Annotated in this window: 26 protein-coding genes; 15 read left to right on the top strand and 11 right to left on the bottom strand. The window is 63.1% G+C overall.

Translation table 11 applies throughout. The features are described 5' to 3' along the window. The first annotated feature begins 6 nt into the window (after positions 1 to 6). Together QA645_RS13580 and QA645_RS13585 are read left to right on the top strand one after the other, a co-directional pair. A complete protein-coding gene (locus QA645_RS13580; RefSeq protein ID WP_283050788.1) occupies positions 7 to 1,872 on the top strand; it encodes an adenine deaminase C-terminal domain-containing protein in 1,866 nt (621 codons plus the stop codon). A gap of 14 nt (positions 1,873 to 1,886) precedes the next feature. Then, the gene (locus QA645_RS13585) at positions 1,887 to 3,278 is read left to right on the top strand and encodes an NCS2 family permease (protein ID WP_283050789.1); all 1,392 of its coding nucleotides are present in this window, start codon (positions 1,887 to 1,889) and stop codon (positions 3,276 to 3,278) included. Between the two features lie 9 nt (positions 3,279 to 3,287). Here the strand turns inward: QA645_RS13585 and QA645_RS13590 are convergent, their stop codons facing one another. Next, on the bottom strand, positions 3,288 to 3,509 hold the full coding sequence (locus tag QA645_RS13590; RefSeq protein ID WP_283050790.1) for a hypothetical protein: 222 nt from the start codon (positions 3,507 to 3,509) through the stop codon (positions 3,288 to 3,290). A 352-nt stretch (positions 3,510 to 3,861) separates the two neighbouring features. Here QA645_RS13590 and QA645_RS13595 point away from each other — a divergent pair, with 352 nt between their 5' ends. Beyond that, positions 3,862 to 4,047 carry a hypothetical protein gene (locus QA645_RS13595; protein ID WP_254132891.1) on the top strand — a complete coding sequence of 62 codons (186 nt, stop codon included), beginning with the start codon at positions 3,862 to 3,864 and terminating at the stop codon, positions 4,045 to 4,047. Positions 4,048 to 4,067: 20 nt separating this feature from the next. Here QA645_RS13595 and QA645_RS13600 read toward each other — a convergent pair whose 3' ends face one another. The 3 genes from QA645_RS13600 to QA645_RS13610 all read right to left on the bottom strand — a co-directional run bounded on the left by QA645_RS13600 (position 4,068) and on the right by QA645_RS13610 (position 6,749). Continuing rightward, on the bottom strand, positions 4,068 to 5,447 hold the full coding sequence (locus QA645_RS13600; protein WP_283050791.1) for a VWA domain-containing protein: 1,380 nt from the start codon (positions 5,445 to 5,447) through the stop codon (positions 4,068 to 4,070). A 6-nt stretch (positions 5,448 to 5,453) separates the two neighbouring features. Continuing rightward, positions 5,454 to 6,401 carry a MoxR family ATPase gene (locus QA645_RS13605; RefSeq protein ID WP_254132889.1) on the bottom strand — a complete coding sequence of 316 codons (948 nt, stop codon included), beginning with the start codon at positions 6,399 to 6,401 and terminating at the stop codon, positions 5,454 to 5,456. Positions 6,402 to 6,548: 147 nt separating this feature from the next. Beyond that, entirely contained in the window at positions 6,549 to 6,749 is a 201-nt protein-coding gene (locus QA645_RS13610; protein WP_057749711.1) for a hypothetical protein, read from the bottom strand. A 224-nt stretch (positions 6,750 to 6,973) separates the two neighbouring features. Here QA645_RS13610 and QA645_RS13615 point away from each other — a divergent pair, with 224 nt between their 5' ends. Then, on the top strand, positions 6,974 to 7,948 hold the full coding sequence (locus QA645_RS13615) for a quinone oxidoreductase (protein WP_254194736.1): 975 nt from the start codon (positions 6,974 to 6,976) through the stop codon (positions 7,946 to 7,948). A gap of 39 nt (positions 7,949 to 7,987) precedes the next feature. Here QA645_RS13615 and QA645_RS13620 read toward each other — a convergent pair whose 3' ends face one another. Beyond that, complete coding sequence (locus QA645_RS13620; RefSeq protein WP_148776744.1) at positions 7,988 to 8,263, bottom strand: hypothetical protein; 276 nt, start codon at positions 8,261 to 8,263, stop codon at positions 7,988 to 7,990. A 101-nt stretch (positions 8,264 to 8,364) separates the two neighbouring features. Next, on the bottom strand, positions 8,365 to 8,973 hold the full coding sequence (locus tag QA645_RS13625; RefSeq protein WP_027531902.1) for a S24 family peptidase: 609 nt from the start codon (positions 8,971 to 8,973) through the stop codon (positions 8,365 to 8,367). Between the two features lie 163 nt (positions 8,974 to 9,136). Between QA645_RS13625 and QA645_RS13630 the strand changes: the two genes are divergently transcribed. Next, on the top strand, positions 9,137 to 9,670 hold the full coding sequence (locus QA645_RS13630; protein WP_283050792.1) for a GcrA family cell cycle regulator: 534 nt from the start codon (positions 9,137 to 9,139) through the stop codon (positions 9,668 to 9,670). Between the two features lie 49 nt (positions 9,671 to 9,719). After that, entirely contained in the window at positions 9,720 to 10,283 is a 564-nt protein-coding gene (locus tag QA645_RS13635) for a hypothetical protein (RefSeq protein ID WP_283050793.1), read from the top strand. Positions 10,284 to 10,328: 45 nt separating this feature from the next. Here QA645_RS13635 and QA645_RS13640 read toward each other — a convergent pair whose 3' ends face one another. Then, positions 10,329 to 10,685, bottom strand: a complete 357-nt coding sequence (locus QA645_RS13640) for a hypothetical protein (RefSeq protein WP_254132884.1) — start codon at positions 10,683 to 10,685, stop codon at positions 10,329 to 10,331. 196 nt (positions 10,686 to 10,881) lie between these two features. Between QA645_RS13640 and QA645_RS13645 the strand changes: the two genes are divergently transcribed. From QA645_RS13645 to QA645_RS13655, 3 genes are all read left to right on the top strand, one after another. Beyond that, positions 10,882 to 11,346: a hypothetical protein gene (locus QA645_RS13645; protein ID WP_283050794.1), complete on the top strand. Its 465-nt coding sequence runs from the start codon at positions 10,882 to 10,884 to the stop codon at positions 11,344 to 11,346. Positions 11,347 to 11,738: 392 nt separating this feature from the next. Beyond that, positions 11,739 to 11,924, top strand: a complete 186-nt coding sequence (locus QA645_RS13650) for a hypothetical protein (protein ID WP_027531907.1) — start codon at positions 11,739 to 11,741, stop codon at positions 11,922 to 11,924. A 146-nt stretch (positions 11,925 to 12,070) separates the two neighbouring features. Then, complete coding sequence (locus QA645_RS13655; protein WP_194481422.1) at positions 12,071 to 12,412, top strand: phasin; 342 nt, start codon at positions 12,071 to 12,073, stop codon at positions 12,410 to 12,412. A 212-nt stretch (positions 12,413 to 12,624) separates the two neighbouring features. Here QA645_RS13655 and QA645_RS13660 read toward each other — a convergent pair whose 3' ends face one another. The 3 genes from QA645_RS13660 to QA645_RS13670 all read right to left on the bottom strand — a co-directional run bounded on the left by QA645_RS13660 (position 12,625) and on the right by QA645_RS13670 (position 15,638). Further along, complete coding sequence (locus QA645_RS13660; RefSeq protein WP_283050795.1) at positions 12,625 to 12,786, bottom strand: hypothetical protein; 162 nt, start codon at positions 12,784 to 12,786, stop codon at positions 12,625 to 12,627. Positions 12,787 to 12,862: 76 nt separating this feature from the next. Continuing rightward, complete coding sequence (locus QA645_RS13665) at positions 12,863 to 13,693, bottom strand: alpha/beta fold hydrolase (protein WP_254132882.1); 831 nt, start codon at positions 13,691 to 13,693, stop codon at positions 12,863 to 12,865. Between the two features lie 148 nt (positions 13,694 to 13,841). Continuing rightward, positions 13,842 to 15,638 carry a POTRA domain-containing protein gene (locus tag QA645_RS13670; RefSeq protein ID WP_283050796.1) on the bottom strand — a complete coding sequence of 599 codons (1,797 nt, stop codon included), beginning with the start codon at positions 15,636 to 15,638 and terminating at the stop codon, positions 13,842 to 13,844. Between the two features lie 129 nt (positions 15,639 to 15,767). Here QA645_RS13670 and QA645_RS13675 point away from each other — a divergent pair, with 129 nt between their 5' ends. Beyond that, complete coding sequence (locus QA645_RS13675; RefSeq protein ID WP_283050797.1) at positions 15,768 to 16,967, top strand: FecR family protein; 1,200 nt, start codon at positions 15,768 to 15,770, stop codon at positions 16,965 to 16,967. A 65-nt stretch (positions 16,968 to 17,032) separates the two neighbouring features. Next, positions 17,033 to 19,777, top strand: coding sequence for an EAL domain-containing protein (locus QA645_RS13680; protein WP_283050799.1), 2,745 nt, complete (start codon positions 17,033 to 17,035; stop codon positions 19,775 to 19,777). A 15-nt stretch (positions 19,778 to 19,792) separates the two neighbouring features. On the opposite strand, the gene QA645_RS13685 is transcribed toward QA645_RS13680, so the two are convergent. Next, positions 19,793 to 20,053 (bottom strand): hypothetical protein, encoded by a 261-nt coding sequence (locus tag QA645_RS13685; RefSeq protein WP_254132878.1) that lies wholly within the window; start codon positions 20,051 to 20,053, stop codon positions 19,793 to 19,795. A 243-nt stretch (positions 20,054 to 20,296) separates the two neighbouring features. Between QA645_RS13685 and rocF the strand changes: the two genes are divergently transcribed. From rocF to QA645_RS13705, 4 genes are all read left to right on the top strand, one after another. Then, positions 20,297 to 21,274, top strand: a complete 978-nt coding sequence (gene rocF / locus QA645_RS13690) for an arginase (RefSeq protein ID WP_254194729.1) — start codon at positions 20,297 to 20,299, stop codon at positions 21,272 to 21,274. A 160-nt stretch (positions 21,275 to 21,434) separates the two neighbouring features. Further along, positions 21,435 to 22,706, top strand: a complete 1,272-nt coding sequence (soxC, locus tag QA645_RS13695) for a sulfite dehydrogenase (RefSeq protein ID WP_283050801.1) — start codon at positions 21,435 to 21,437, stop codon at positions 22,704 to 22,706. Further along, positions 22,693 to 23,229 (top strand): cytochrome c, encoded by a 537-nt coding sequence (locus QA645_RS13700; protein ID WP_283050803.1) that lies wholly within the window; start codon positions 22,693 to 22,695, stop codon positions 23,227 to 23,229. Before soxC ends, QA645_RS13700 begins: the two co-directional genes overlap by 14 nt. A 101-nt stretch (positions 23,230 to 23,330) precedes the next feature. Next, entirely contained in the window at positions 23,331 to 23,627 is a 297-nt protein-coding gene (locus QA645_RS13705; RefSeq protein WP_283053181.1) for a hypothetical protein, read from the top strand.

A 23,627-nucleotide genomic window follows, 5' to 3' on the forward strand; every position in this document is an offset into this window, starting at 1 on the left:
CAGGCCATGAATGCGATTCCCGACGACCTCCTGATCAACGCCCCCGACGAGGTTCGCATCCGTCAGGACCTCGTGCTGACGGCGCTCGGCCGTCGCCCGGCCGATCGCTCCTTGCGGGTCGGCAGGTTGCTCGACGTGCACAGCCGCACCTGGAGCGAGGATCAGGAGATCGTCTTCAAGGGCCGGCGCATCGCCTGGGTCGGGCCGGCCGGTAGCTATCCCGGCGAGGTCCGCGAGCGCGTGCATCGGCCGGATCTTGCGGCGGTCCCCGGCTTCGGCGAGGTGCACAAGCACATCGAGAGCTCGCATCTGACGCCGGAATGGGAGGCGGCGCTGGTGCTGCCGCACGGCAATACCTGGACCTGCGAGGCGAGCCACGAGTTCTCCAACGTCAACGGCGCCCGCAATCTCGAGTTCTGGTTCGAGGCGCGCCGCCGCGGCTCGCCGCTCAAAATCTTCCCGCAGCCGGGCTCGGCGGTGCCACCCACGGCCTACGAATGGGGCGGCGGCTGGTATGGCCGCGATGAGCAGGCGGGCTTCATGGCCGAAAGCCTGATGGTCACCGGTCTCGACGAGGTCATGGACTGGCCGGCCGTGTGGAATCCCGACAATCCCTCCTACAAGCGGCTCTGGGGCATGATCGAGGCGACGTTCGCGGCGCGCGGCGTCGTCGAGGGCCACGCGTCCGGCTTACGGGACCTGCCTTCCATCAATGCCTTTGCCGCGGCGGGGCTCGCCTCCGATCACGAAGTGCAGACGCCGGAGGAGACCTGGGACAAGCTCACCCGCGGCCTGTTCGTCGAGCTGCGCGTCTACGCGATGGATGAGATCGTGAAATGGCTGCTTGCGAAGGGCCTGCAGGATTGGTCGCAGATCGCATTCACGACGGATGACCGCAGCGCCAGCCACACGCTCGAGCTCGGCGCCAGCGATCACAATGCGCGGGTCGCGATCGAGGCGGGTCTCGCGCCCGAGATCGCAATCCAGTGTCTCACCATCAACCCGGCGCGGCATATGCGCATCACGCCGTTCGTCGGGAGCCTGGCTCCAGGACGTTTCGGCGATGTCGTGCTGCTCTCGGACGTCACCAAGCTTACGATCGCCGAAGTGTGGGCCGATGGCGCGCAGGTCTCCGAGGGCAAGCGCTATCTCGGGCAGGTGCCCGAAATCCAGTGGCCGGATTGGGCCACCAAGACGGTCAACATCAAGCGCTCGATCAAACCTCAGGATTTCGAACTGCCGGCCGAGCCGGGCCGTACCACGATGAACGCGGCGGTGATCCGTCCCTTCCATTGGCATCCCGAATTCTACACCCTCGAACTGCCGGTGCGTGACGGGGCGGTACAGCGCGACGAGAGCGAGGCCATCACTAAATTCGCCATCGTCGATCGGTTTTCCGGCGATGGGCGTGTCGCAAAGATGTTCTGGCGCGGCTGTGGCCCGCGCACGCCGGAGACGGCCGTTGCCTGCTCGGTGGCGCACGACAAGCACAATATCTGGGTGGTCGGCTCGTCCGATGCGGCGATGGCAAAGGCGGTCAACGCGCTGATCGAGCTTCAGGGCGGCTGGGCGCTGGTGCGCGAGGGCGAACTCGTCGCCACGGTGCGCTTCGAGGTCGGCGGGCTGATGAGCTGTCGTTCGGCGCAAGCACTCGATGCCGAGATGCAGGCGCTTTATGCGGAAGGTCGCAAGGTCGACTGGATGTACGAGCCGACGTTCCGGCCGCGCTGGTATCCGGGATTTCCGGAGAGGCTCATGTTTGCGACGCTGACCTGCGCGCCCTGGAGTTGGGTGCTGGTGGCACCGTGCGAGCAGGCGCCGCTTGGATTCATCAACGTGCAGACCGGCGAAGCGCATCCGGTGGTTTGGTAGGGGGAGGACTGGGGATGGACGACATGACGAAGCCGCAAGCCGCTCCCGCGGAGCCAGTACCACCCGCAGCCTCGGGGCTGCTTGATCGTGCTTTTGGCCTCACCGAGCGTGGCACCAGCGTCGGCCGCGAGGTGATGGCCGGCGCGACGACGTTCGCGGCGATGGCCTATATCATCGCGGTGAATCCCGCGATCATGTCCAACGCCGGGATGGACCGTGCCGATCTCGTCAGCGCCACGGCGCTCGCCGCGATCGTCGGCTCGGTGATGATGGGGCTGTGGGCCAATCTGCCGCTTGCGGTGGCGCCCGCGATGGGCTCGAACGTCATCTTCACCTATGTCATCGTCAAGCAGATGGGAATGCCCTGGCAGGGCGCACTCGCCATGGTCGCCTTCACCGGCGTGCTGTTCCTGATTCTCAGCCTGTCGAAGCTGCGTGAGAAAGTCGCCAAGGACGTGCCGGAAGCGCTGAAGATCGGCATCCAGGCGGCGGTCGGTACCCTCATCGTCTTCATTGCGCTACGGGGCGCCGGATTCGTGGTCCAGAATCCGTCGACTTACATCGCCATGGGCTCCCTGCGCAGCCCGCCGGTGCTGCTGACGCTGTTCGGTCTCCTGCTCACGCCGGTGCTGGTGGTGCGCCGGGTGCCGGCTGCGCTGATTCTGTCGATTGCGGTGCTCACCCTGATCGGCTTTTTCGTTCCAGGCGCCAACGGCAAGATGGTGACGTCAGTGCCATCGGCCATCATGGCATGGCCGCGCTGGCCGACCAGCACCTTCATGGCGCTCGACATCGGCTATCTCTTCAGCCATTTCGTCGTCGCGCTGCCGCTGCTGTTCTATTTCCTGTGCGCCGAATTCTTCTCGACGCTCGGCACGCTGATCGGCGTGACAGGGGCCGCTAATTTGCGCAAGCCGGACGGCTCGATCCCGAATGCCACCGCCGCATTCGCGACGGATGCGACGGCTTCAATCGTCGGGCCGCTGCTCGGGACCTCCGTCGTCACGGCCTATATCGAATCCATCACCGGCGTGCAGGCCGGCGGTCGCACCGGCCTGACCTCGTTGACCGTCGCGGGATTCTTCTTCCTTGCGTTGTTCTTCTGGCCGATCTTCGTCATCATCCCGGCGCAAGCGACCGCGCCCGCGCTGGTGCTCGTCGGCGTGCTCATGATGCAGGGACTTGCCCGCATCGACATGACCGATCTGGCCAACGCGGTTCCGATCGTGCTGACGCTGCTGATCACCGTGCTGACCAATAACCTCATCAACGGAATGGCGCTGGGGACGCTGAGCTACATCGCTCTCGAAGTGGCGGTCGGTCGCCGGTCGCAGATTCCGGCGATGGTGTGGGGGCTCGGGGTCGTGTTCGTCGCATACGCGATCGTGATCGCACAGATCTTCTGACGCGGGTCGTCAGGCCGCGAGGTCCAGCAGCCGGCACGATCCGCGCACCAGCACCTTGCGTCCGATGGGGGTCATGGCGGGCACGCCGTCATCAATGACAACGAGACCAAGCTTGACGAGGCTGTGGAGGAGATAGGCCTTCGCGAGGCGATTGTTCGCTACGGGGTTACGAAGTGTGCGCAGGGCTGCCCATTGATCCGGCGAAAGATCGAGTTCGAAATCGTCGTTCATGTTGCCTCAAGCGATAGTCACGTTCGTGCGCCCCTGTTAGCGGCGCTGCATGAAAACCATGCGACGACAATGAGTCGGGAATTCGGTGCGCTGTTTAGAACTTCTCTTCACGAATTGCCGCAGTCTGTTGCGCCACAATAGTTAAGATCGCTCGGACACGATTATCGTCCCGGTCGCCTATCACTAATTGATGATCTTCATTTGATGTTGCGCTGCGACGGCCGCAGTGCACGGGAAGCGTTGCTGTCTCATTCTGCGTCGCGTTATGCACAGAAATGGTGAGACGCTGGGTTCGTGACTCTGCTACGCTGATTCCTAGGGAATGGCTTCACACGACAAGGAGTGTGAGTGCATGAACAGGCTGGTGGAAATTCGCAGTCAGGAATCCCTGTGCCGTGAGCGCGCCGCGCTCGATTTTGAGCGCCGGGTTTTCTGGCTGACGCAAGCGCAGGAATGGGAACAGCGCGCACTCGACGAAATTGCCCATCACTTTCGCGAGTGCAATGCCGTTCACCACGTCGAGCTTGCGCGAAGCTGACGTCGGCCTGAACTGAGGACTTACTGGTAAGTCGCAACGATATCCGAGACTGCGCGCTCGAGCTGCTGCGCGGTGGCGCATTGCCGCACCACGCTGCAAAAGGTCGCATAGCGCGGCATCTCGGAATCGCCAAAGCCCCAGGCGAGCCGTCCTTCGGGGTTGAGCCAGACCAGTCGTTTCGAGCGTTCGGAGATGCGGCGCAGGATGTCGGCACGCGGGTCGAGGTTGTTGCTGCGGGCATCGCCGAGCACGATCACCGTGGTCTGCGGCGTCAGCGTGCTCATGAAGTCGTGCTCGAAGTCGACCAGCGAAGAGCCGTAGTCCGACGAGCCGAAGCCGACCTTCGACATGATCTCCGCCATCGCCTCTTCGGGCGACTTCTTCTCCAGGATTTCGCTGACCTCGATCAGATGTGACGAGAATGCGAAGGAGTGGACGTCGTCCACGACTTCGTGCAGCGAGTGGATCAGGAGCAGGAAGAAGTCCGAGACCTGAGCCACCGAGCCGGAGACGTCGCAGATCGCCACTATCTTTGGCCGATCGCGGTGCTTGCGTTTCCACGCGGTCAGGAACGGTACGCCGCCCCAGGCGGCGTTGCGGCGCAGCGTGCGGCGGACATCGAGATGGCCACGGCGCTGGCGCTTACGCGGCTTGGAGTAGCGCTCACGCAGGCGGCGCGCAATCTGGCGGATGAGCGCCCGCATCTCCGCGACCTGACGCCGCTCGATGCGGGCCAGCGGCGCGTTGCGCAGGATCTCGTTGCGGAGATTTTCGGCTTCTTCGCGGGCATAGAGCGCAAGCCCTTGCGAGACGGTATCACGCACCGCCTCGCGCAAGCCATCGAGCGCGGCGCGCAGGCGTTCGGCGAGCGCCGGGTTCGTCGCGGTCAGCTCGTCGAGATCGTCGCGCAGGCGTTGAAGGCCCATGGCATCGAGGATACGGCTGGAGAAGATGCCGCGCTGGGTGGAGTAGCGGATGTCGGAGAGCGAGGCTGCACCCGCGGCGCTGGCGATCGCAGCTGAGATCGCATTGCGATCCTGCGACATCAGCATCTGTGCAAGCGGGCCCAATCCTTCCGGAGGCTGTCCTTCGCCCGCGTCGCTGGCCGAGCTTGCGGACGGCGATTGATCCGGGTCTTGCGAAGCGTCGTCGCTGTCGTCGGCCTCGGGTTGATCCTGTCGAGGCTCGGGCTGGCTGAAGAACAGATCAAAGCAGTCGCCGAGCGCGAGCTTCTCGTCTTGCGACTTGGCGAGCGTCAGGAGTAGCGCGTCGCGCAGGATGGCGCGGTCGGTGAGACCGACTTGCGCGACGGCGCGCATCGCATCGATGCTTTCGGCGGGCGAGACGTGGACGCCCGCCCCCCGCGCAGCTCGAAAGAAACGATGAAGGTTCTCGCGCATCGGGCGTCAACCGAAGACGTTGGACCGGGTCGCCTTGGCAATGAAGGTCGTGATCTGCGGGTGAGCTGCCTCGATGTCGGCCTCGTATTTCAGGAGCACGTTGAGGGTGTCCTTGACGATCTCGGTGTCGAGCTCGGTGGCCTGCAGCAACACGAGCACGCGGGCCCAGTCGATCGTCTCGCTCACCGAGGGCAGCTTCTTCAAATCCAGCGAACGGATTTCGTGGATGAAGCCGACCATCTGCCGGCGCAGCGTCTGCGAGATGCCGGGGACACGGCTCTCGACGATGCGCTCTTCCAGCCGCTGCTCGGGGAAGCCAATATGCAGGTGCAGGCAGCGCCGCTTCAAGGCGTCGCCGAGATCGCGCTCGCTGTTGGAGGTGAGGATCACCGTCGGCGGCGTGATCGCCGAGACGGTGCCGAGTTCGGGGATCGTGACCTGAAAGTCCGAGAGGATTTCCAGTAGCAGCGATTCGAACTCGGCATCCGACTTGTCGATCTCATCGATCAGCAGCACGCAGCCGCCCGGTTGCTCCAGTGCCTGGAGCAAAGGACGCGGCTCGACGAATTCCTTGGAGAAGAACACGTCGCCAAAATCATGAAGCTGTTCGAGCGCGGCGTGCAGCGTCTGCGCGCCGCCAAGGACCTCGCCGAGCTTGTCCTTGAGGATTTGCGTGTAGAGCAGCTGCTTGGCGTATTTCCACTCATAGAGCGCCTTGGCCTCGTCGAGGCCTTCGTAGCACTGCAGGCGGATCATCTTCATGCCGCGCCAGGCGGCGATTGCCTTGGCGAGCTCGGTCTTGCCGACGCCCGCAGGGCCCTCGACCAGGATCGGCTTTTCGATCTGTTGCGACAAATAGACGGCGGTCGCGATCTGCCGGCTCGCGATATAGCCTTGCGCGGCGAGGCCGCTCTCCACTGCCTCGATCGAGGTCGAGGCCTTCTGTTCAGCCACGAAAGGGCGCTCCCAAAGGTCTTGCTTGAGGCTTGTTCTGCCTGCGTTCCCGGCAAAGAACAAGCCTCGTTTGGGACGGGCCTGATCCGCGCCGACGGCCGCTTTTTCCGTTCAGCGCAAATACTTAAGGGGCGATCGACGGTGCGGTCAGTGCCGCAGCAGCTCCGGCTTGCGGATGGTCTGCCGGACCTCAGCGCCGCAATCGGCGCACTCGTAGACGAAGTCGATCTTGGCGAGGCTCCAGTGCGGCTCGACCTCGCGCACGTACATCGGCAGGAACCCCATGCATGTCGGGCAAATCACAGGCGCGATTTCGATGTCCTGATGATGCTGTACATAGGCTGGCATCTTGGCTCTCCTTCGCAGGCGACCACCAAACCCCGCGCAAAGGCTACTGCCGGTTGCGTCGATGCCGTCATCAACTCTTTCGAACAGAGGCGGAACGGCGAGCGTTTGTCGTTCGCTGTGACATTCTTGTTACGTCTCTGTACTGTAACGGGCGGACCAAATGCCTATTTCACAGGCCGATCCGGTTCTCGCACCTTCACTGCAACGATAAGGGAGCAACGCCCATGACGCATGCCATTCGCTTTCACAAGACCGGCGGTCCGGAAGTCCTGGTTTGGGAGGAGGTCAATGTCGGCAAGCCCGGCCAGGGCGAGGCGCGCATCCGCCACACTGCCGTTGGTCTCAACTTCGTCGACATCTACAACCGCTCGGGTGTCTATCCGGCGCCATTACCGAGCGGGCTCGGCAGTGAGGCCGCGGGCGTTGTCGAGGAGGTCGGGCCAGGTGTCACCGATCTGAAGCCGGGCGATCGGGTCGCCTATGGTGCATCACCGCTCGGCGCCTATTCCGAGGCGCGGCTGATCCCGGCCGACCGGCTGTTGAAGCTGCCTGACGGTGTCGACGACAAGACGGCGGCCGCAATGATGCTGAAGGGGCTGACGACGCAGTATCTGATCCGGCAGACCTATCGCGTGAAGGCTGGCGACACCATTTTGCTGCATGCGGCGGCCGGCGGTGTCGGGCTGATCCTGAGCCAGTGGGCAAAACATCTCGGCGCGACCGTGATCGGCACCGTCAGCAGCGACGAGAAGGCAAAGCTCGCCAAGGCGCACGGCTGTGACCACGTCATCATCTACACGCGCGAGGATTTCGTGAAGCGCGTCGACGAGATCACCGGCGGCAAGAAGGTGCCGGTGGTTTATGATTCCGTCGGCAAGGACACGTTCCTGAAGTCGCTGGATTGCCTCGCGCCGCTCGGCGTTGCCGCGCTGTTCGGTGCGTCCTCCGGTGCGGTCGAGCCGCTCAATCTCGGCCTGCTCGCGCAGAAGGGCTCGCTCTACGTCACCCGCCCGACGCTGTTCACTTACGCCGCCAAGCGCGAGAATCTGGTCGCGATGGCGAACGAGCTGTTCGACGTCGTCAAGTCCGGGGCGGTCAAGATCGAGGTGCGCCAGACCTATCCGTTGAAGGATGCTGCCAAGGCGCACGCCGATCTCGCCGCGCGCAAGACCACGGGATCGACCGTTCTGACGGTGTGATCTCCAACGCAATCGTGGCGCAAGCCGCCTGGGCCTGCGTCACGCTTTCTCGTGCTTGCGCAGGTCGCGGGCGTGATCGTGGCGGATGGCCTGGAGGTCGACATCTTCAGGCGGGATCTGGGGAAGGGCAGCCTCGGCCAGGATGGCCTCGGTGACGTCCTCGACCGAATTCTCTGCGATTTCGTGGATGAACGAGATGTTCTGGTATTCGCCGGAAGTGACGCGGGAGATGACCTCGCGTCTTGTGATCTCGGGGTCGACGATCGCCTCGCGACCGCGCCGCCCGTAGTCGATCATCACGACGAAATACTGCATGAAGCGATCCTGCCGCACCCCCAATCGTCGAGGGCGCGGCAGATTATTTCCGAAAAACGGAATTAAGTCAAGGTCAATTTCCAAAAATCGGAAATTCTCGCCTATCGCCCCTTCTTGCGGGGGCGGGCCGACTTCGCGCGCAGCCGTTCGAGCTGGCCCTTGGGCATCGAGAGGCAGATCTCTCCGACCCAGTCGAGCTTGACGCCGACGATCGGCTTGGCGTTGAAGCTGTTGAGATTGACGACGGAGGGAGATTTCCCGCGTTCGATGGTCTTCAAATAGCGTTCACCGGTCTTGAGCCGGACCACGGCCTCTTCGCCGTAAAAGCTCGACAGTGGATGACGCTGGTCCTTGTAGACCACGATCACGTCGCCGCTTTCGTATTTGGGCAGCATCGAATCTCCGACGATCTCGAAGGCCACGGTCTCTTCCATGATCGGGAACGGCAGCGCGATATCGCCGAGCCCCTCCGGCGGCACCTGCTCGACATCTGGCTCGATCACGGCGCCGGCACCGACGCGCCCCATGATCGGCGCGAGATTGAGCTCAAGATATTCCATGATCGGAATGATTTCAGAGGCCTTCACCAGGCGTTCGCCACCGAGGATCTCCGACACCGCGCCCGGGCGAACGCCCATTGCCGCGGCCAGCCCGCCCTTGCTCTTGCCCGTCTTCTCCAGGCCCCGCTCGATCATCGCAACGTCCAACATGGTGATTCCCTCGATTGCCGATTGGCTCCGCCTCTTGTAATCCGAAATTCGGAATTGATGCAATTATGAATATCAGAATTCGCGCTTGACTTTGTCTTCGGAATAACGGAATGTGCGTTCCGCCTCAGGATCGTGCGATCGGGGCGCATCACAGGACAGCAGCATGGAACCGGGCCACTGGTCGTCGGAGCATTCCGACGCGCTTCGCGACTATTTTTTCAAGGGACTGTCATATGCGGAGATCGGAAGGGAGATTAACGCAAGGTTTGGAACAGTTTACACGCGCAATGCGGTGATCGGTCGTGCCAAGCGGCTTGGGCTCGCCGAGCCCGAACGGATGACGAGTCCATCGATCGTACCGTCCTTGCCGGGCGAGCCCGGTCCGCTCTCGCCGCCTCGTGTTGCAATACCCGGCCTGAACCTGCCGCCGCCTTCAGCATTAAGACCGGCCAATCCGGTCAAACTGCGCTGCGTCGGTGTCCAGCCGCGACTGATCACGCTGCTCGAGCTCGAGCGAGGCGATTGCCGCTATCCCTATGGTGGTGACGGGGAGGGAGAGGAGATCAGCTTCTGCGGTCACCCGCGTCAGCCTGGTTCGAGCTATTGCGCGCCGCATGCGCACCTGACCCGCGGTCCCGGAGCAGTGTCCGGCCGTACCGCCGGTGCCGTCGTGCTGAGGCTGGTCTCCACCGCCTGACCGGCGCGGCCAGCATTCCTTCTGATCTTAATTCGCAAGGAGTCTCCGAGTGGCACGTGCCAGACGCAACATGTCCTACAAATTGACCGGGCTCCACGACCGCCGGTCGCGCGACCTGCCGTTCAATGCAGAATTGGCGGAGGTCAAGGTCGACAATCCCCTGGCGCTCGATCAGGACGACAAGATCGTGGCGGTCCGGTCGATCCGCAACGATCCGCTCGGCCGGCTGCACTCGCATCACCAGATCGACGAGGCGCAATATCGGGGTGGCCGCGCCTACCAGAGCGACTGGGAGAGGGCGGAGCGGGGCCCTCAGGCCATGGATCCGACCCGCGAACATGTCGACGGCACGCGCTCCCGCGAGCCCATCACCGAGAGCCAGCGTCAAGCCGTATTGCGGCTGAACCGGGTCGAGCGCGAGCTCGGCACCGACGGCGCCGCGCTGGTGCATGACGTGCTGGTGCTTGGTTTGACGATGGATCAGATCGGACAGCGACGCGCCGTCCGCACCCAGCGCTGGAACGACTATTTTGCACGGCGTTTTCGCGAATGTCTCGACCGGCTGGCGCTGATCTACGGCTTTGCCACCAACGCATCGGCGCGGCGCCGCTGAAGTGGCCGCCGGCGGCTTGCGCCGCCGGCGTTCTTCCGTCTCTCCTTACGGATGCGGCATGATCTGGTAGGGCGTGGTGTAGGGCTCGACACGGAGCGAGGCGTTGGCCAGCAGGCCGATCTTGGCAGTGGGCGCCTGCTGCATCTCTCCGTTCTGTCCGCGATGCACGTTGTACTGCCAGACGGTGAGGTCGCCCTTTTGCGCCAACGCGTGCGCAATCGCGCTCGCGTCATTGCCGCCGAGCGCCTGAAGCTCCTCGGGCGACAGCCCGATGATGATCTCGTCCTTGATGGTGACGATCTTGAAAAGGTTCATCTTGGTCTCCTGCGCCCATGCGCCCTGTGTCGAGAGTGTGAGAAGCGCAACCGCGGCGCCCTTGATGAGATCGCAGCGAGAAAGCATGCCGTCGTCCTTTGGTGCTGACGCGCGCCCGAATCAGACAGTCCATCAGCCATGGCGCCCGTGATCTGCGTGGCCGTTTCGCAATCGCTTGGTCGTACGATCTTGAACAACGGTTCATGGAGCGAGAAATATCGGGAGCGATGAACCCCGACGCGGGGCGGCGAGTCCAAGCCAGGAGATCAAGGGGACTCGTTGGATGAAATTCACCCGCACGATTTGTCTGCTCGCATCGATCGCGATGGCTGGCCCTGCCGTGGCCGCCGATCCCTTCTATATCGGCAGCTGGACGCTGACGACGGCCGTGGTCGCACCATGGGCCGATCCGCACCGCAAGCCAGACGATGCCGAGCGCACGCGGCTGATGGGCAAGACGGTGGTCCTGAAGGCCAGGGAGATCTCCGGTCCGCGTCCATTTGCCTGCGCCAAGCCACAGTACAAGGTGATGGACTACGGTCCCGAAATGCTCTTCCAGGGCGCATTCGACGAGATGCAGCGCGCCGACAAGAAGGTGGATCCCAAGGCCCTTGCCGTTTCGCTCGGCTTCACCGCGGCTCATATCAGGACGCTCGAGACCGGCTGCGAGATCGACGTTCATTTCGTGGACGATACAACCGCCGAAATCGGGCTCAACGATTACGTGTATACGCTCAAGAAGCGTTAGTCCGTGGCTGCCAATCGCGGTTCACACGGGAAACAAGATGAAACGCAGGTCTAATTGACAGCGATCGGGGCCGTGTGGTGACTGATTGCTGCTTCTTGACGCAGGTGGGTGACGGCAGCGCGTATTCCTGTTATCCGGAATTGCCGTGCCACGATGCCGACGAAGCATCGCTAAGCCCAACGGTTTGGCTTGCTCGAGGGGTTGTTCCTTGCCATAATTACAACTTCTCGGGTCGGGCCGAGTCTCTCCAGATATGCAGCTCAGCATGTCAATCTGCTGGGGTGTTCCGACCTAGAGTTCGCCGTCGCCATGATGTTCGGTAACGGCATACGGTTCTCGACCGGGCTCCCGATGCCCGACACCGAAGGGCCGAATCCTGTGATAGGTGCGAGATGAAAAACCTCAATTTCGCGGCTGAACTGCATCTCAAGCTCGGCGCCCCCGCGAACGGTACCGTCGAAAGTCTCCGCCTGCTGCGCGCCTTTCTCAAGCTCGCTCCCCGGCAGCGCTTTGAGGTCATCAAGCTCGTCGAAGACCTCGTCACCGACGAAACCATCCCCGAACATCCGCTGTCTTGAGCCGGCCACGGGCCGAAATCACGCTTTGTCCACCTTTCAGGCCGGAAAACGGACCGCCAGATGGCGTCCGTCGCCGGCGCTTGGCCGCTGGAAGGCGGTGCGGCAAATGTGATAATCAGTCAGGAAAAAGAGGGAGGAGTGCGACCATGATCGAACCGAAGCTCGAAGTTCCGGCCGAACTGCGCGACCTGGCTGAGAAGACCATCGACCAGGCCGAGAAGGCATTCGGCATGTTTTTCGATGCCGCCACCAAATCGATGTCGTCCGTTCCCGGAGCAAGCGCGGACGTATCCAAGCAGGCGCTCGCCTTCACCGAGCAGAACATGAAAGCGGCATTCGAACACGCTCGTAAGCTGGTTCACGCAACCGACCTTCAGGAAGCGATGCGAATCCAGTCCGAGTTCCTGCGAAGCCAGTTCACCAATGCCGGCGATCACATGCGCCAGATGACCGGCAACTTCATGCAGCCCGGCAAGGGCAAGTCCTGACAAGGGAAAGTTCTGATTTCTCGCGCCACGCGCGTGTGCTTACAAATTGATCTTGCGCAGGGACGCGCTGCGCATTTCAATTCCGGTGCAGGTCCATGATGGGCCACCGGATGAACCTCATTCGCCGTCCGTCATCCTTTCTGCTGATCCCTGTCGGTTCTTCCGGCAGGGATTTGCATTTCAAGGGCTTGTTGCCGCGTTCCGCGCAAAACTCAGCCGCAGCACGATCCCGGAAATTGCGAGAGGTCGATGCGGCCGATGATCGACCGCAGCAGCTTGCGGGTCGAGCGGTAGATATGTCGTACGAGCCCGGGCGACCGCGCCGGGGGCAGGCCAAGCCTCGCCGTATCAAGCCTTTCGAGATGGTGCGACAATTGCCTCTCCCATGCTGTACCGCCCTGCTATCGCGGCCGGCATGGAACTGCGTTGATCTGCCGCAAAGGATCCCGATTAGTAGTCGCCGGGATTCATGATCATCGGGGAGGTCGTATCGGCCGGCGCGAGCGCGCTGCTGGCGCTGTCGCGCAGGAAGCGATCGAGCGTCGCCTGGATCTTCTCCTTGACCGAGTCGGGCCCGCGATCGCTCATCTCGGTATGCTGCGCACCGGTGTGGATGATGTCGATGCCGCGCGCCTTGGCTTCCTCCGGCGTCGGCAGCACGCCGGGGTCAGTCTGGAAATGCGGATCCTTGGAGCGGAATGACAGGATCTTCATGCGGTCGTTGAGCACGAAGGGCACCCTGAGATTGTCGAGCGTGATCACTTTCGACACCAACTCGGGATGCTGCTGTGCGACATACATCGAGACGTCGCCGCCGTTGGAGTGACCGACCAGCGTGATGTGATCGTAGTCAGCGTTCTCCTGCCGCCCCTTCAACGTGGTCAGCACGTAGAGGATGTTGGCCTCGCAACGCATATAGACCTCGCGCCGGCCGACATATTGCTGGCCGACACGGGTCATCAGGGGCGGATCGCTCGGCAGATCCTGCTGGATGCTGGCAACGAGATAGCCGCGCGCGGCAAGCACGTTGGCGAGGAACGAATATTCGGTGGCCTTGACCGTGTTGCCGTTGCTGATGATGGCGACCGGAAGCTTCCAAAGCCCGAGATTGGCCTTGGTCTCGTAATCGCGCCGCACCGCGATTTCGACCGAGATCGGCCGCTGACGCGTGGCGTCGAACAAGGACAGCATCTCGTGACGGATCGCGAATTTGCTGACGACGACATACTGGCCCGCCGCAAGGACGCACAGAAAAGCCAGAATTGCAAAAACCCTTTTCATTGTTCCGTCTCAATCACTTTTGACTGAACATGGCCATTGAAAACGCCCAGATCGAGAAATCGTGAGCACATTACGGGATTAAATTTAGGCAAGTCTGCGAGAAGGGGCCCCAAAACGGCCCGCGTGCCGGCGTCGCCGGGGCGCAAGATTAGAGGCAGTTCGGCCTGCCGCGTTCGGGGCAAAGCCGGAACGCGCTCGACAGGGTGAACAGGAAGCGCGCGCTGCGCCGCTCATTGTCGGGCGCCCGATAGCTCAGTGGCACGGCGACGCCCAGATCTGCCTGGAAATCCTGCGGCAGGAAGAACCGTATGCCGGCACCGGCCGATGTCAGCGCAAGGCCGTCGCTCAGACGGTAGCCGTGGTTCCAGACTGCGCCGGCGTCGCCGAAAGCGTAGAGCTGGTAGCCGCTCCAATAGCGGTAGTTGAGCTTCTGGTCGAAGCGAACTTCGAGCGAGCCGGCAAGGCCATTATCGCCGCTGATCTCGGCCGCACCGTAGCCGCGGCCGAAGGCTGCGCCGCCGAGATAGAACTGCTGCGAGGTAAACAATGGTCGCGATGCGGTCTGGCTCGCCGCAGACAGTTTGAGTGACCAGGCGTCAGTGAGAGTCTGGTAGCGCGTGAACCAGACATTCAGCACCGAGAAATTCGAGGACGCGCCGTCGCGCGACAACAGATCGTCGTCGAAATGCGAAGCGCCGAAGACGTCGAGGCCCTGGCGGAAGGTCATCGTCGTGTAGTTGGTGCCGCCGAAGCGATCCTGGAGGCGGTAATCGGCCGTGAGGCTCGCGGTCCTGATGTGGTCGTTGTACCAGGGGCCGTAGAGATCGTGCTCCGATACGTTGCTGAAAGTCCCGGCCATGGTCAGCGTCAGTCCGGACGATTGCGACATGAAGGGCACGGTGCTCGCACGTACCTCGAAAGCCTCGGTCGTGGTGATGTCGCTGTCGAGACGGCGCGCATCTCCCGGCCGGACTGCGCTGTAGAGGACGGAGGCGCCGAGGCGCACGCCGTCGACGCCGACTGGCGCGTCATAGGACAGTCGCGCAAAGCCGAGCTCGCGCGGATCGTTGGCAATGGTCGACAGGTTGACCGCGAGCGTGTCGCCCGGCGTGAGATAGGAGTTGAAAGCGCCCGTAGCGTAGGTCTGCCATGGGCCGACCGACGACGAGCCGAGATTGTCCAGGCCGAACGACGTGAAGACGTGCCAGGTTTTCAGATAGACGGTGAGGCGGAAACGACCGGTCGCGCCACCGATCTCCTCCAGTGCGGTATCGGTGATCCGCACGCCCGGCCTGCCGTTGATGAGGAAGAGCTGGCGTTCGAGCGTTGACAGCCGCGACGGCTGCTCGGCCAGGACCGGCCCGAGCATTGGCCTCACGCCGAACTGCTCGGCGCCGTCACCCTTCAGATCGGCTTGCACGATGGCGCCTTCGATCACCTGGATCCGGACGCGGCCATCGGCGATGTCCTGCGGTGGCACGATCGCCCGGCTGAGATGGAAGCCGTCGGCACGGTAGAGATCGCTGATTGCGCCGGCGATCGCAGCGAGGTCGGCTTGCGAGACCTTCTTGCCAAGATAGGGCTGATAGAGGGCGGCTATGCGATCCTGAGGGATGACATGGGCGCCGCTGACGTTGATGCCGCGCAGGACAAATTGTGGCTTGGTGTCGCCGCCGGTATTGGGCTGGCCGACCGAGGGTAACTTCACCGGAGGCCGGCTCAGAGATTCCTGCTCGGTTTGGTTTTCAAAATACTTCTCTGGCTGGCGCGGATCGAACCCCGGCTGGTTCGCCTGCTGCGCGAACGCGTGAGGATTTCCCGCAAGCGTCGGTCCGAGCAGTGCCAGCACGGCAGCAAGATACCGTCCAGCCGCGCCAAGCGCGGACCGTTCTCCGTAGTTTGACGGAGAGGTCTCCAGGCGCCGGTAAGAATTCAGTAGCCACATGATTTTTCATAGGTTTTTATGGTCAACGATTGGTTAATGCGGCCCCCGGAGTCGCGGGTTCCCGCTAAGCCAATCTTGAGTGATCTCGGATACGCATCAGGCTCGCAGTTACTCAGGCTGAGGGTCATCATGTTCGTCCGAATTGGAATGCAGTGCGCCGTGATGGCAGCGCTGATCCTGGGAACTGCGTTTGGTGCGTCCGCTGCGGACGACGGCGTCTGGTCGGTGAGCAAGTCGTCGGGCGAGGTCTGGCTCGCGACCAGCGGCGCCCAGCAGGTGTCATTGAATCAGCAGGAGACCCTGAAACCGGGCGATACCATTCGCACCGGGCGCAACGGACGCGTGCTGCTCGTGCGTGGTGAAGAGACGATCTTGATCTCGCCCAACTCGGTGGTCGGCGTGCCGGCCGAAAAGAAGGATGGGCTTTCGACCACCATCATCCAGCAGGCGGGTTCGATCCTGCTGGAGGTCGAGAAGCGCAACGTCAAGCATTTCGAAGTCGAGACGCCGTATCTCGCCGCGGTGGTCAAGGGCACGCATTTCAGCGTCACGGTGGGCGCCGACAGCACCAAGGTTGGCGTGCTCCGCGGCCAGGTTGAAGTCTCCGATTTCAAGACTGGCCAGATCGCCCAGGTCATGCCGGGGCAAGTGGCCACCGCCTTCGAGCACGGCAAGCCCGGTCTCAGCCTCAGCGGTTCCGGCACGCTCAATCCGATCGAGCAAGGCAAGCCTCGCGCTTCCACGATCGAGCGCATTCCCGTGCCGAAGTCGGGCCTCTCGGTGCCGCGCAATGCGGCGAACGGCCATGCGATCCATGCGCTTGGTGCGATCGACAAGGGCACCAGGACAGCCGGCGTACCAGCGCAATCGCGCCAGGCAAACGAGACCCGCGCGCCCAAGGCCGGCGTGGTGCGCATCTCGAGCTCGCTCGGCGAGGTCAAGCTGAACTTCCACAAGGTTACGCACGGGCTCGCCCACGACACCGTCGCGCCGGGGCGGGTGCGTAACGCGAACGCCAGCACCGACACGGTGTGGAGCGACAGCAAGTCGAGCACGACGACTACAGCCGCCAATAGCACAACCGTGACGGCCGTCAGCGTGAGCAGCAGTGCCTCCGCTTCTACCGCGGCATCAACAGCTTCGAGTCCAACGACGACAGTGGCGCCCATCGCCCAGTCGACCAAGGACGCGACCGACAGCGTCTCGGGAACCATAAGTGGTGTGAGCGGTGCGACCGGCAACGGAAATAGCGGCAACGGCAACAACGGCAATGGAAACGGTAACAGCGGCAACAACGGCAACCACTACGGTTGGTACAAGCATCACTAGGGCCGTGCTGTCGGAATAATGCGGGGGGCACTTGGCGGCGAGCGTCGCCAGTGCGGGGGAGCAAGGTGAAACGCTATCGACCACATATCCTTGTCGTGATCGCGCTGGCGGTCGTGCTGTCCACGGGTTGGCACGGCTCGCTCCGCAACGCGCTCACCGACCTTCGCTTCGCCTGGGAGTCGCGGGCGGCCAGCGGCAACGTGGTCGTGGTCGCCATCGATGCGCCCTCGATCGATCGGATCGGCGTGTGGCCCTGGCCGCGCAGCCTGCACGCCGACCTCCTGCACAGGCTCGAAGCCGCCGGTGCGCAGGATGTCGCTTTTGACATCGATTTCAGCACGCCGTCGGATTCGGCCTCCGACGACGCCTTTCTCACCGCGCTTCGGGAAGTCGGCGGCTCGACGATCCTGCCGTCCTTCAAGCAGCCGACACCCAATGGTGGTGCGGCTCACGTCAATCGTCCGCTGAAGCCGTTCAGCAACCAGTCGTGGCCGGCCGTCGTCAATGTCGCGGTCGAATCCGATGGCCTCGTCCGCCGCTATCCGGTCGGCGAGAAGCTGGGCGACGCGCAGATGCCGTCGATGGCCGTCGTGCTGGCCGGTCAGGACGCCAATCGCCGGCCACCCTTCCTGATCGACTTCAGCATTCGTGCTGCTTCCATTCCGATCGTGTCCTATGTCGACGTGCTGCGAGGAGATGCGGCAGCGCTCGACAAGCTGAGGGACAAGAAGGTCATCGTCGGTGCCACGGCACTGGAGCTGGGCGACCGGTTCAGCGTCCCGAATGGCCGCATCGTTGCGGGGCCTGTCCTGCAGGCGTTGGCGACCGAATCGGTCCTTCAGAACCGCATGCTGCGCTGGACGTCCAATGCCGGCATGATCATGGGCCTGGGCCTGATCTGCCTGTTGATGATGTACTCATGGCGCCGTGTCGCACCGGGTGTCCGCGTCGCGATCCTGGTCGCAGCCGGAGCCGGCATCGAATTGACTGCGGCGCTTGTGCAGGAACGTTGGCCGCTCGTCATCGACACGTCTCTGTTCCACATCGCGATCGTCGCCTATCTGACGGCGATCGCGCTGGACGAGATCGATTTCCGTAGCCTGCTGGGCCGCATCGCCGAAAGCCGCTTTCATCGCATCGCGATGTCGCTCGGCGATGGTCTGGTCTGCACCGACGAAGATCACCGGATCACGGTCTGGAATCCCGGCGCGAGTGCCATCTTCGGCTACATGCCAACCGAGATGATCGGTCGCCCGTTCGAGACGCTTTGCGCGATGCCGACAGAGGACGGCTCGAAAACCTTCGCCATACGCGACGCTGCGCGCCAGGCGCTTCTGGTCCCCGGCGGAGCCGTGGTCGTCGAGTTCGAGGGCCGGCGCAAGAATGGCGAAACCTTCCCGGTCGAGGCGAGTTTCTCGGGCTGGCAGGGGACGGAGGGCTTCCAGTATGGCGCGATCCTCCGCGACATCTCCGTGCGCAAGCGGGAGGCCGAACGTGTCAGATATCTCGCCGAGTATGACGCGCTGACCGGTCTTGCCAACCGCAATACGCTCCACACCAAGCTTGCGAGCCTGCTTACCGTGGCGCAGCGGCGGTCCTCCGAGGTCGCGCTGCTCGTGCTGGGCCTCGATGGCTTTCAGCAGATCAACGACATGCTTGGACACGCGATCGGCGATCTCGTGCTGCGGGCGGTCGCCGAGCGCCTGCGGACTGAGGCCGACGGCAGGGCGGTGGTCGCCCGGCTCAGTGGCGACGAGTTTGCGATGGCGCTGGATTGCGCGGCGAGCGACGAGCCGATTGCCGCGTTTGCCGAGCGGATTGCGCGCGCGTTCGAGGCGCCGCTTGTGACGGGCTCGCGCCAGCACCGCGTCAAGATCAGCGTCGGCGTCGCCGTCTATCCGGAGGGTGGACAGAGCGCGGACGATCTCCTGAGCAACGGCCATCTGGCGCTGAGCCGCGCCAAGGCGACCCGGCGTGGCAGCCATGTGATCTTCGAAAACGCGATCAGGCAGGAGCTGGAGAGCCGGCTGACGCTTGAGAGCGAACTGGCGCTTGCCGCCGACCGCGGCGAATTCGAGTTGTTCTACCAACCTCAGGTTCGTCTGATAGACGGTGGCCTGATTGGGGCCGAAGCGCTGATCCGTTGGCGGCACCCGGTGCGCGGCTATGTCTCGCCTGGTGAGTTCATGCCGGTGGTCAACACCTCGGCGTTGTCCGAGCGGATCGCGAACTGGGTGATGGAGACGGCCGGCCGGCAGGCGCGTGCGTGGGAGCTGTCGGGCAACGCCGTCCGCGTCGCAATCAACCTCTCGCCGTCGCAGCTCGACTCCGGTGATCTCGCGCATTCAGTCGCGGAGCTGCTCAAAGCGACGGGGCTGACCCCCTCGCTGCTCGAGATCGAGGTCACCGAGGACATCCTGCTGCATGACGAGGGCCGGGTGCTCGACATCTTCAAGCGGATCCAGCAGCTCGGCGTCCGCATTCTGTTCGACGATTTCGGAACAGGCTATGCAAGCCTGAGCTACCTGAAGAAGTTTCCGCTCGATGGCCTCAAGATCGACCGCTCGTTCGTGCTCGATCTGCTCGCGGATTCCGACGACGCGGCGATCGTCGGCTCGACCATCGGCCTCAGCAGGCAACTCGGTCTGACCGTTGTTGCCGAAGGCATCGAGAATCGCGCGACGGCGGATTTCCTCGTCAGCATGGGCTGCGAGGAGGGGCAGGGCTACTTCTTCGGCCGTCCGATGCCAGCAGACGCGTTCGAGAAGCAATTTTTGGTGAACCGGCTGGAAACGGTCAGCGCGGCCTGAGTGCCTGTTTTGATCCTAGCGCCGGCGCGCAACCGCCACGCCAAAGAGGAACGCGACAAACAGGCTGGCTAAGGGGGCTTCGCGCGTGATCGCCGCGACTGTCGCGAGCGGCCGTCCGGGCTTTCGCGCTTCATCGATCGCGTAGGTGAGGCGATCGACGGCGGCACGCAAACCTCCTGCAACCTCGCCGATGGTGTGGGACACGTCGGTCGCCGCATCGATGGCGCGCTCGGCCATGCCTGGCTGAGGATTGGGCTGCGGTATGTCCGTGCTCAAGTACGATCTCCAGACCAGACGACGAAACTGAGGCCGGCACCTTTGGCTATCCGCGCGTGCGCTCGTTTTGAACAGCGGGCCCGAAGACCTTTGGCTATCCGCGACAGGCGCCGTTTTGAACGGCGGGTGCCGGCCTTGCAGGGAAAATGCGGCGGGCGGGAATTTGTTCCGGCTCCCCCCGTGAAACGACGGATGCGAATCTCTGCTACGCTGGTGCAGCCTTGCTGATCTCAGGAGATTGCCGTGACCGATCGAACCAGCACGGATCGAGCCCGGCGCATCGCGTTGCTGGGCGCGCCCATCGATATGGGCGCTTCACAGCGCGGCACCTTGATGGGTCCTGCGGCGCTGCGGACTGCGGGCCTTGCAACGTTGCTTGAAAGCCTGGATTTCGAGGTCGTCGATTACGGCGATCTCTCCGTCGCCGAGGTCGGGGATCTCGCGGACAGGCCGCCGGAGAAGGCCAATCACTATCGCGAAATCCAGCGCTGGACGCGCACACTCAGTCGTCGCGGCTATGAGATCGCACAAACCGGTGCCCTGCCGATCTTTCTCGGGGGCGATCACACGCTGTCGATGGGGTCGGTCAATGCCATGGCCCGATATTGGCAGGAGCGCGGCCGTGAACTGTTCGTGCTCTGGCTCGACGCCCATGCCGATTACAATACGCCGGAGACGACGATCACAGCCAATATGCATGGAATGTCGGCGGCGTTCCTGTGCGGTGAGGCCGGGCTCGACGGCCTGCTCGGCGACGATCCGCGCGCCTCGATTGATCCGGACCGGCTCGACCTGTTCGGCGCGCGTTCAATCGACAAGCTCGAAAAGGAGCTGATGCGTGCACGCCGGATCAGGGTTGTCGATATGCGCCAGATCGACGAGTTCGGCGTCGCAGTGCTGATCCGGCGCGTCATCGAACGCGTCAAGGCGAGCAACGGCGTGCTGCATGTCAGCTTCGATGTCGATTTTCTCGACCCTTGCGTCGCACCGGGGGTCGGCACCACGGTGCCGGGAGGGGCAACCTATCGCGAGGCGCATCTGATCATGGAGTTGCTGCACGATTCCGGCGTGGTGGGATCGGTCGACATCGTCGAGCTCAATCCGTTTCTGGACGAGCGCGGCCGCACGGCACGCACCGCGGTCGAACTGATCGGCAGCCTGTTCGGCCAGCAGATCACAGATCGGCCGACCCCCAGTAACGCAATCGCGCCCGGTGAGTGACGCGCGAGCCGTTTGTGCATCGCAAAGAATGGAACTGCTGTCGTAGCTGGCGGATTTAGGTCAGTCCCGATCGAAATCGCCTGTTTTTGAAATGCACGCGAATTGCAAATGCGCGTCGCGAAAGGTTTCATGCGGGCCGAGCTTCATCCGAGGGTCCGCTATGAGCAGCACGATCGACACGAGCGACGAATCCGCAACGACCACACGTCGTCGCTTCCTGAAAGGGAGTGGTGCCGTGGCTGGTGGCGTCGTCCTGGGAGCCGGTGCATCAGCCGCCGCGGAGAGCGAAAATCTTCCGCCCAACGTTCCGGATTGGATGAAAGCGCCGGGTGAGCCGATGGGCAGCCAGCCCTACGGAGCCCCGTCACCCTTCGAGAAGGGCGTCGTCAAGAACATCTCGAAGAGCCTCAAACAGTACATCTCCGCGTCCGGCCGGACGCCGCTGCAGGAACTCGACGGCATTATCACGCCGAACGGCCTGTTCTACGAGCGTCATCACGGCGGTGTTCCCACCATCGACCCGGCGCAGCACCGACTGATGCTGCACGGCCTCGTCGAAAGGCCTTTGATCTTCACCATGGACGATCTGCGGCGCTTCCCGTCGGAGTCGCGTATCCACTTTCTCGAGTGCTCGGGCAATCCCGGTTACACCAAGCCTTACGGCAAGACAGCGTCAGACCTCGTCGGCCTGCTGAGCTGTGCCGAATGGACCGGTGTCAGCCTGAAGCTGGTGCTCCAGGAGGCCGGGCTGAAGCCGGAAGCCAAATGGATCATCGCCGAAGGCGCGGACGCCGCCGCGCTGACCCGCAGCATTCCGATTGAGAAGTGTCTTGAGGATGCCATGCTCGTCTATAGCCAGAACGGCGAGCGGCTTCGCCCGCAGCAGGGCTATCCGTTGCGGCTGCTCCTGCCGGGTTTTGAAGGCAATATGAATGTGAAGTGGTTGAGGCGCCTGCACGTGACGGCCGAGCCCGCTTATTCGCGCGAGGAGACCTCAAAGTACACCGATCTCCTACCAGATGGTACGGCACGCGAGTTTTCCTTCTACATGGAGGCGAAGTCCATCATCACGCGTCCCTCGGGCAGTCAGCGTCTCAACGCACCCGGCTTCCACGAAATCACCGGCATCGCCTGGAGCGGCCATGGCAAGATCATGCGGGTCGAGGTGTCCGTCGATGATGGGAAGAGCTGGCAAGACGCGCAATTGCAAGAGCCGGTGCTGACCCGAGCCCTCACGCGCTTCCGCCTGCCATGGCAATGGGACGGCAAGCCCGCGGTGATCCAGAGCCGTGCGATCGACGAGACCGGCTATGTGCAGCCGACGCTCGCCGAGCTGCTTGCGGTACGTGGCGAGAGTTATTTCTACCACAACAACGCGATCTGGCCCTGGCGTGTCGCTGCCGACGGGGAGGTGACCAATGCGCTGGCGTGAGATCTGCGGCGTGGTCCTCGCGATGTTGCTCGGCGCTTCGGCGAGCGCCGCGCGGGCGCAGAGTTATGGCATCGGGCGGCCGGCGACGGCGGCCGAGATCGTGGGCTGGAATATCGATGTCGGGCGCGATGGCAGCAATCTTCCGACAGGGAGCGGTTCGGTCAGTCATGGGCGCGAGGTGTTCGCCCAGCAATGTGCGTCGTGCCATGGCGACAAGGGCGAGGGCGGCATCGGCGATCGCCTTGTCGGCGGGCAGGGCACAATCGCGACCGCCAAGGCTATCCGCACTGTCGGAAGCTTCTGGCCTTATGCGCCGACCTTGTTCGACTACATCCGTCGCGCCATGCCGCAGAATGCGCCGCAATCACTGAGCAATGAAGACGTGTACGCAGTGTCAGCCTACATCCTGAACTTGAATGGATTGGTCGGCGCGGATGCGACGCTCGATGCCAAATCGCTCGCGGCGATCAAAATGCCGAACCGCGACAAGTTCGTTGGTGACGCGCGCCCCGACGTAAAGTGAACGAAGCGATACGGTCGAGTTCCGGGGATTGGCTCGGAACTTGCTTAAGTCTGGCGCGGAACTCGTGGGCCGCATTTGAATTAACCTGCGAGAGGAAAATGATGGGTCTTTCGATGACAACTGACCGCTTCGCAAACTCCATGTCCTCAGCGCTTCGCCATCCCGGCGTGATCGCGATGATTGTGGCCGCCTTGACGATTGCTGCGATGTTGGTCGTCGACCATGGGCCGTGGAGCCGTGCCAAGACGCAGCCGGCTCATGTCGCAATGTATGCGACCACGGGTGAAGCCGCTCACGCGGCGGGCGCCAAGGTGCTTCCGACCGAGCCAAAATCGCCGGTCGAGCCGGAGCGGCCGGGGCCGAAGACGTCCCCGACCGTCAATCCTGTAACGCCGTGA

Source organism: Bradyrhizobium sp. CIAT3101, assembly GCF_029714945.1.
Classification (GTDB): domain Bacteria; phylum Pseudomonadota; class Alphaproteobacteria; order Rhizobiales; family Xanthobacteraceae; genus Bradyrhizobium.

Excerpts from the sequence above, each read along its gene's own strand:
- QA645_RS13615 (WP_254194736.1), top strand. The coding sequence starts at position 6,974 with ATGACGCATGCCATTCGCTTTCACAAGACCGGCGGTCCGGAAGTCCTG.
- QA645_RS13640 (WP_254132884.1), bottom strand. The coding sequence starts at position 10,685 with ATGCTTTCTCGCTGCGATCTCATCAAGGGCGCCGCGGTTGCGCTTCTC.
- QA645_RS13585 (WP_283050789.1), top strand. The coding sequence starts at position 1,887 with ATGGACGACATGACGAAGCCGCAAGCCGCTCCCGCGGAGCCAGTACCA.
- QA645_RS13580 (WP_283050788.1), top strand. The coding sequence starts at position 7 with ATGAATGCGATTCCCGACGACCTCCTGATCAACGCCCCCGACGAGGTT.
- QA645_RS13670 (WP_283050796.1), bottom strand. The coding sequence starts at position 15,638 with ATGTGGCTACTGAATTCTTACCGGCGCCTGGAGACCTCTCCGTCAAAC.
- QA645_RS13700 (WP_283050803.1), top strand. The coding sequence starts at position 22,693 with ATGCGCTGGCGTGAGATCTGCGGCGTGGTCCTCGCGATGTTGCTCGGC.
- QA645_RS13665 (WP_254132882.1), bottom strand. The coding sequence starts at position 13,693 with ATGAAAAGGGTTTTTGCAATTCTGGCTTTTCTGTGCGTCCTTGCGGCG.
- QA645_RS13650 (WP_027531907.1), top strand. The coding sequence starts at position 11,739 with ATGAAAAACCTCAATTTCGCGGCTGAACTGCATCTCAAGCTCGGCGCC.
- QA645_RS13590 (WP_283050790.1), bottom strand. The coding sequence starts at position 3,509 with ATGAACGACGATTTCGAACTCGATCTTTCGCCGGATCAATGGGCAGCC.
- QA645_RS13610 (WP_057749711.1), bottom strand. The coding sequence starts at position 6,749 with ATGCCAGCCTATGTACAGCATCATCAGGACATCGAAATCGCGCCTGTG.
- QA645_RS13595 (WP_254132891.1), top strand. The coding sequence starts at position 3,862 with ATGAACAGGCTGGTGGAAATTCGCAGTCAGGAATCCCTGTGCCGTGAG.
- soxC (WP_283050801.1), top strand. The coding sequence starts at position 21,435 with ATGAGCAGCACGATCGACACGAGCGACGAATCCGCAACGACCACACGT.
- QA645_RS13675 (WP_283050797.1), top strand. The coding sequence starts at position 15,768 with ATGTTCGTCCGAATTGGAATGCAGTGCGCCGTGATGGCAGCGCTGATC.
- QA645_RS13620 (WP_148776744.1), bottom strand. The coding sequence starts at position 8,263 with ATGCAGTATTTCGTCGTGATGATCGACTACGGGCGGCGCGGTCGCGAG.
- QA645_RS13705 (WP_283053181.1), top strand. The coding sequence starts at position 23,331 with ATGGGTCTTTCGATGACAACTGACCGCTTCGCAAACTCCATGTCCTCA.
- QA645_RS13625 (WP_027531902.1), bottom strand. The coding sequence starts at position 8,973 with ATGTTGGACGTTGCGATGATCGAGCGGGGCCTGGAGAAGACGGGCAAG.
- QA645_RS13630 (WP_283050792.1), top strand. The coding sequence starts at position 9,137 with ATGGAACCGGGCCACTGGTCGTCGGAGCATTCCGACGCGCTTCGCGAC.
- QA645_RS13655 (WP_194481422.1), top strand. The coding sequence starts at position 12,071 with ATGATCGAACCGAAGCTCGAAGTTCCGGCCGAACTGCGCGACCTGGCT.
- QA645_RS13645 (WP_283050794.1), top strand. The coding sequence starts at position 10,882 with ATGAAATTCACCCGCACGATTTGTCTGCTCGCATCGATCGCGATGGCT.
- QA645_RS13600 (WP_283050791.1), bottom strand. The coding sequence starts at position 5,447 with ATGCGCGAGAACCTTCATCGTTTCTTTCGAGCTGCGCGGGGGGCGGGC.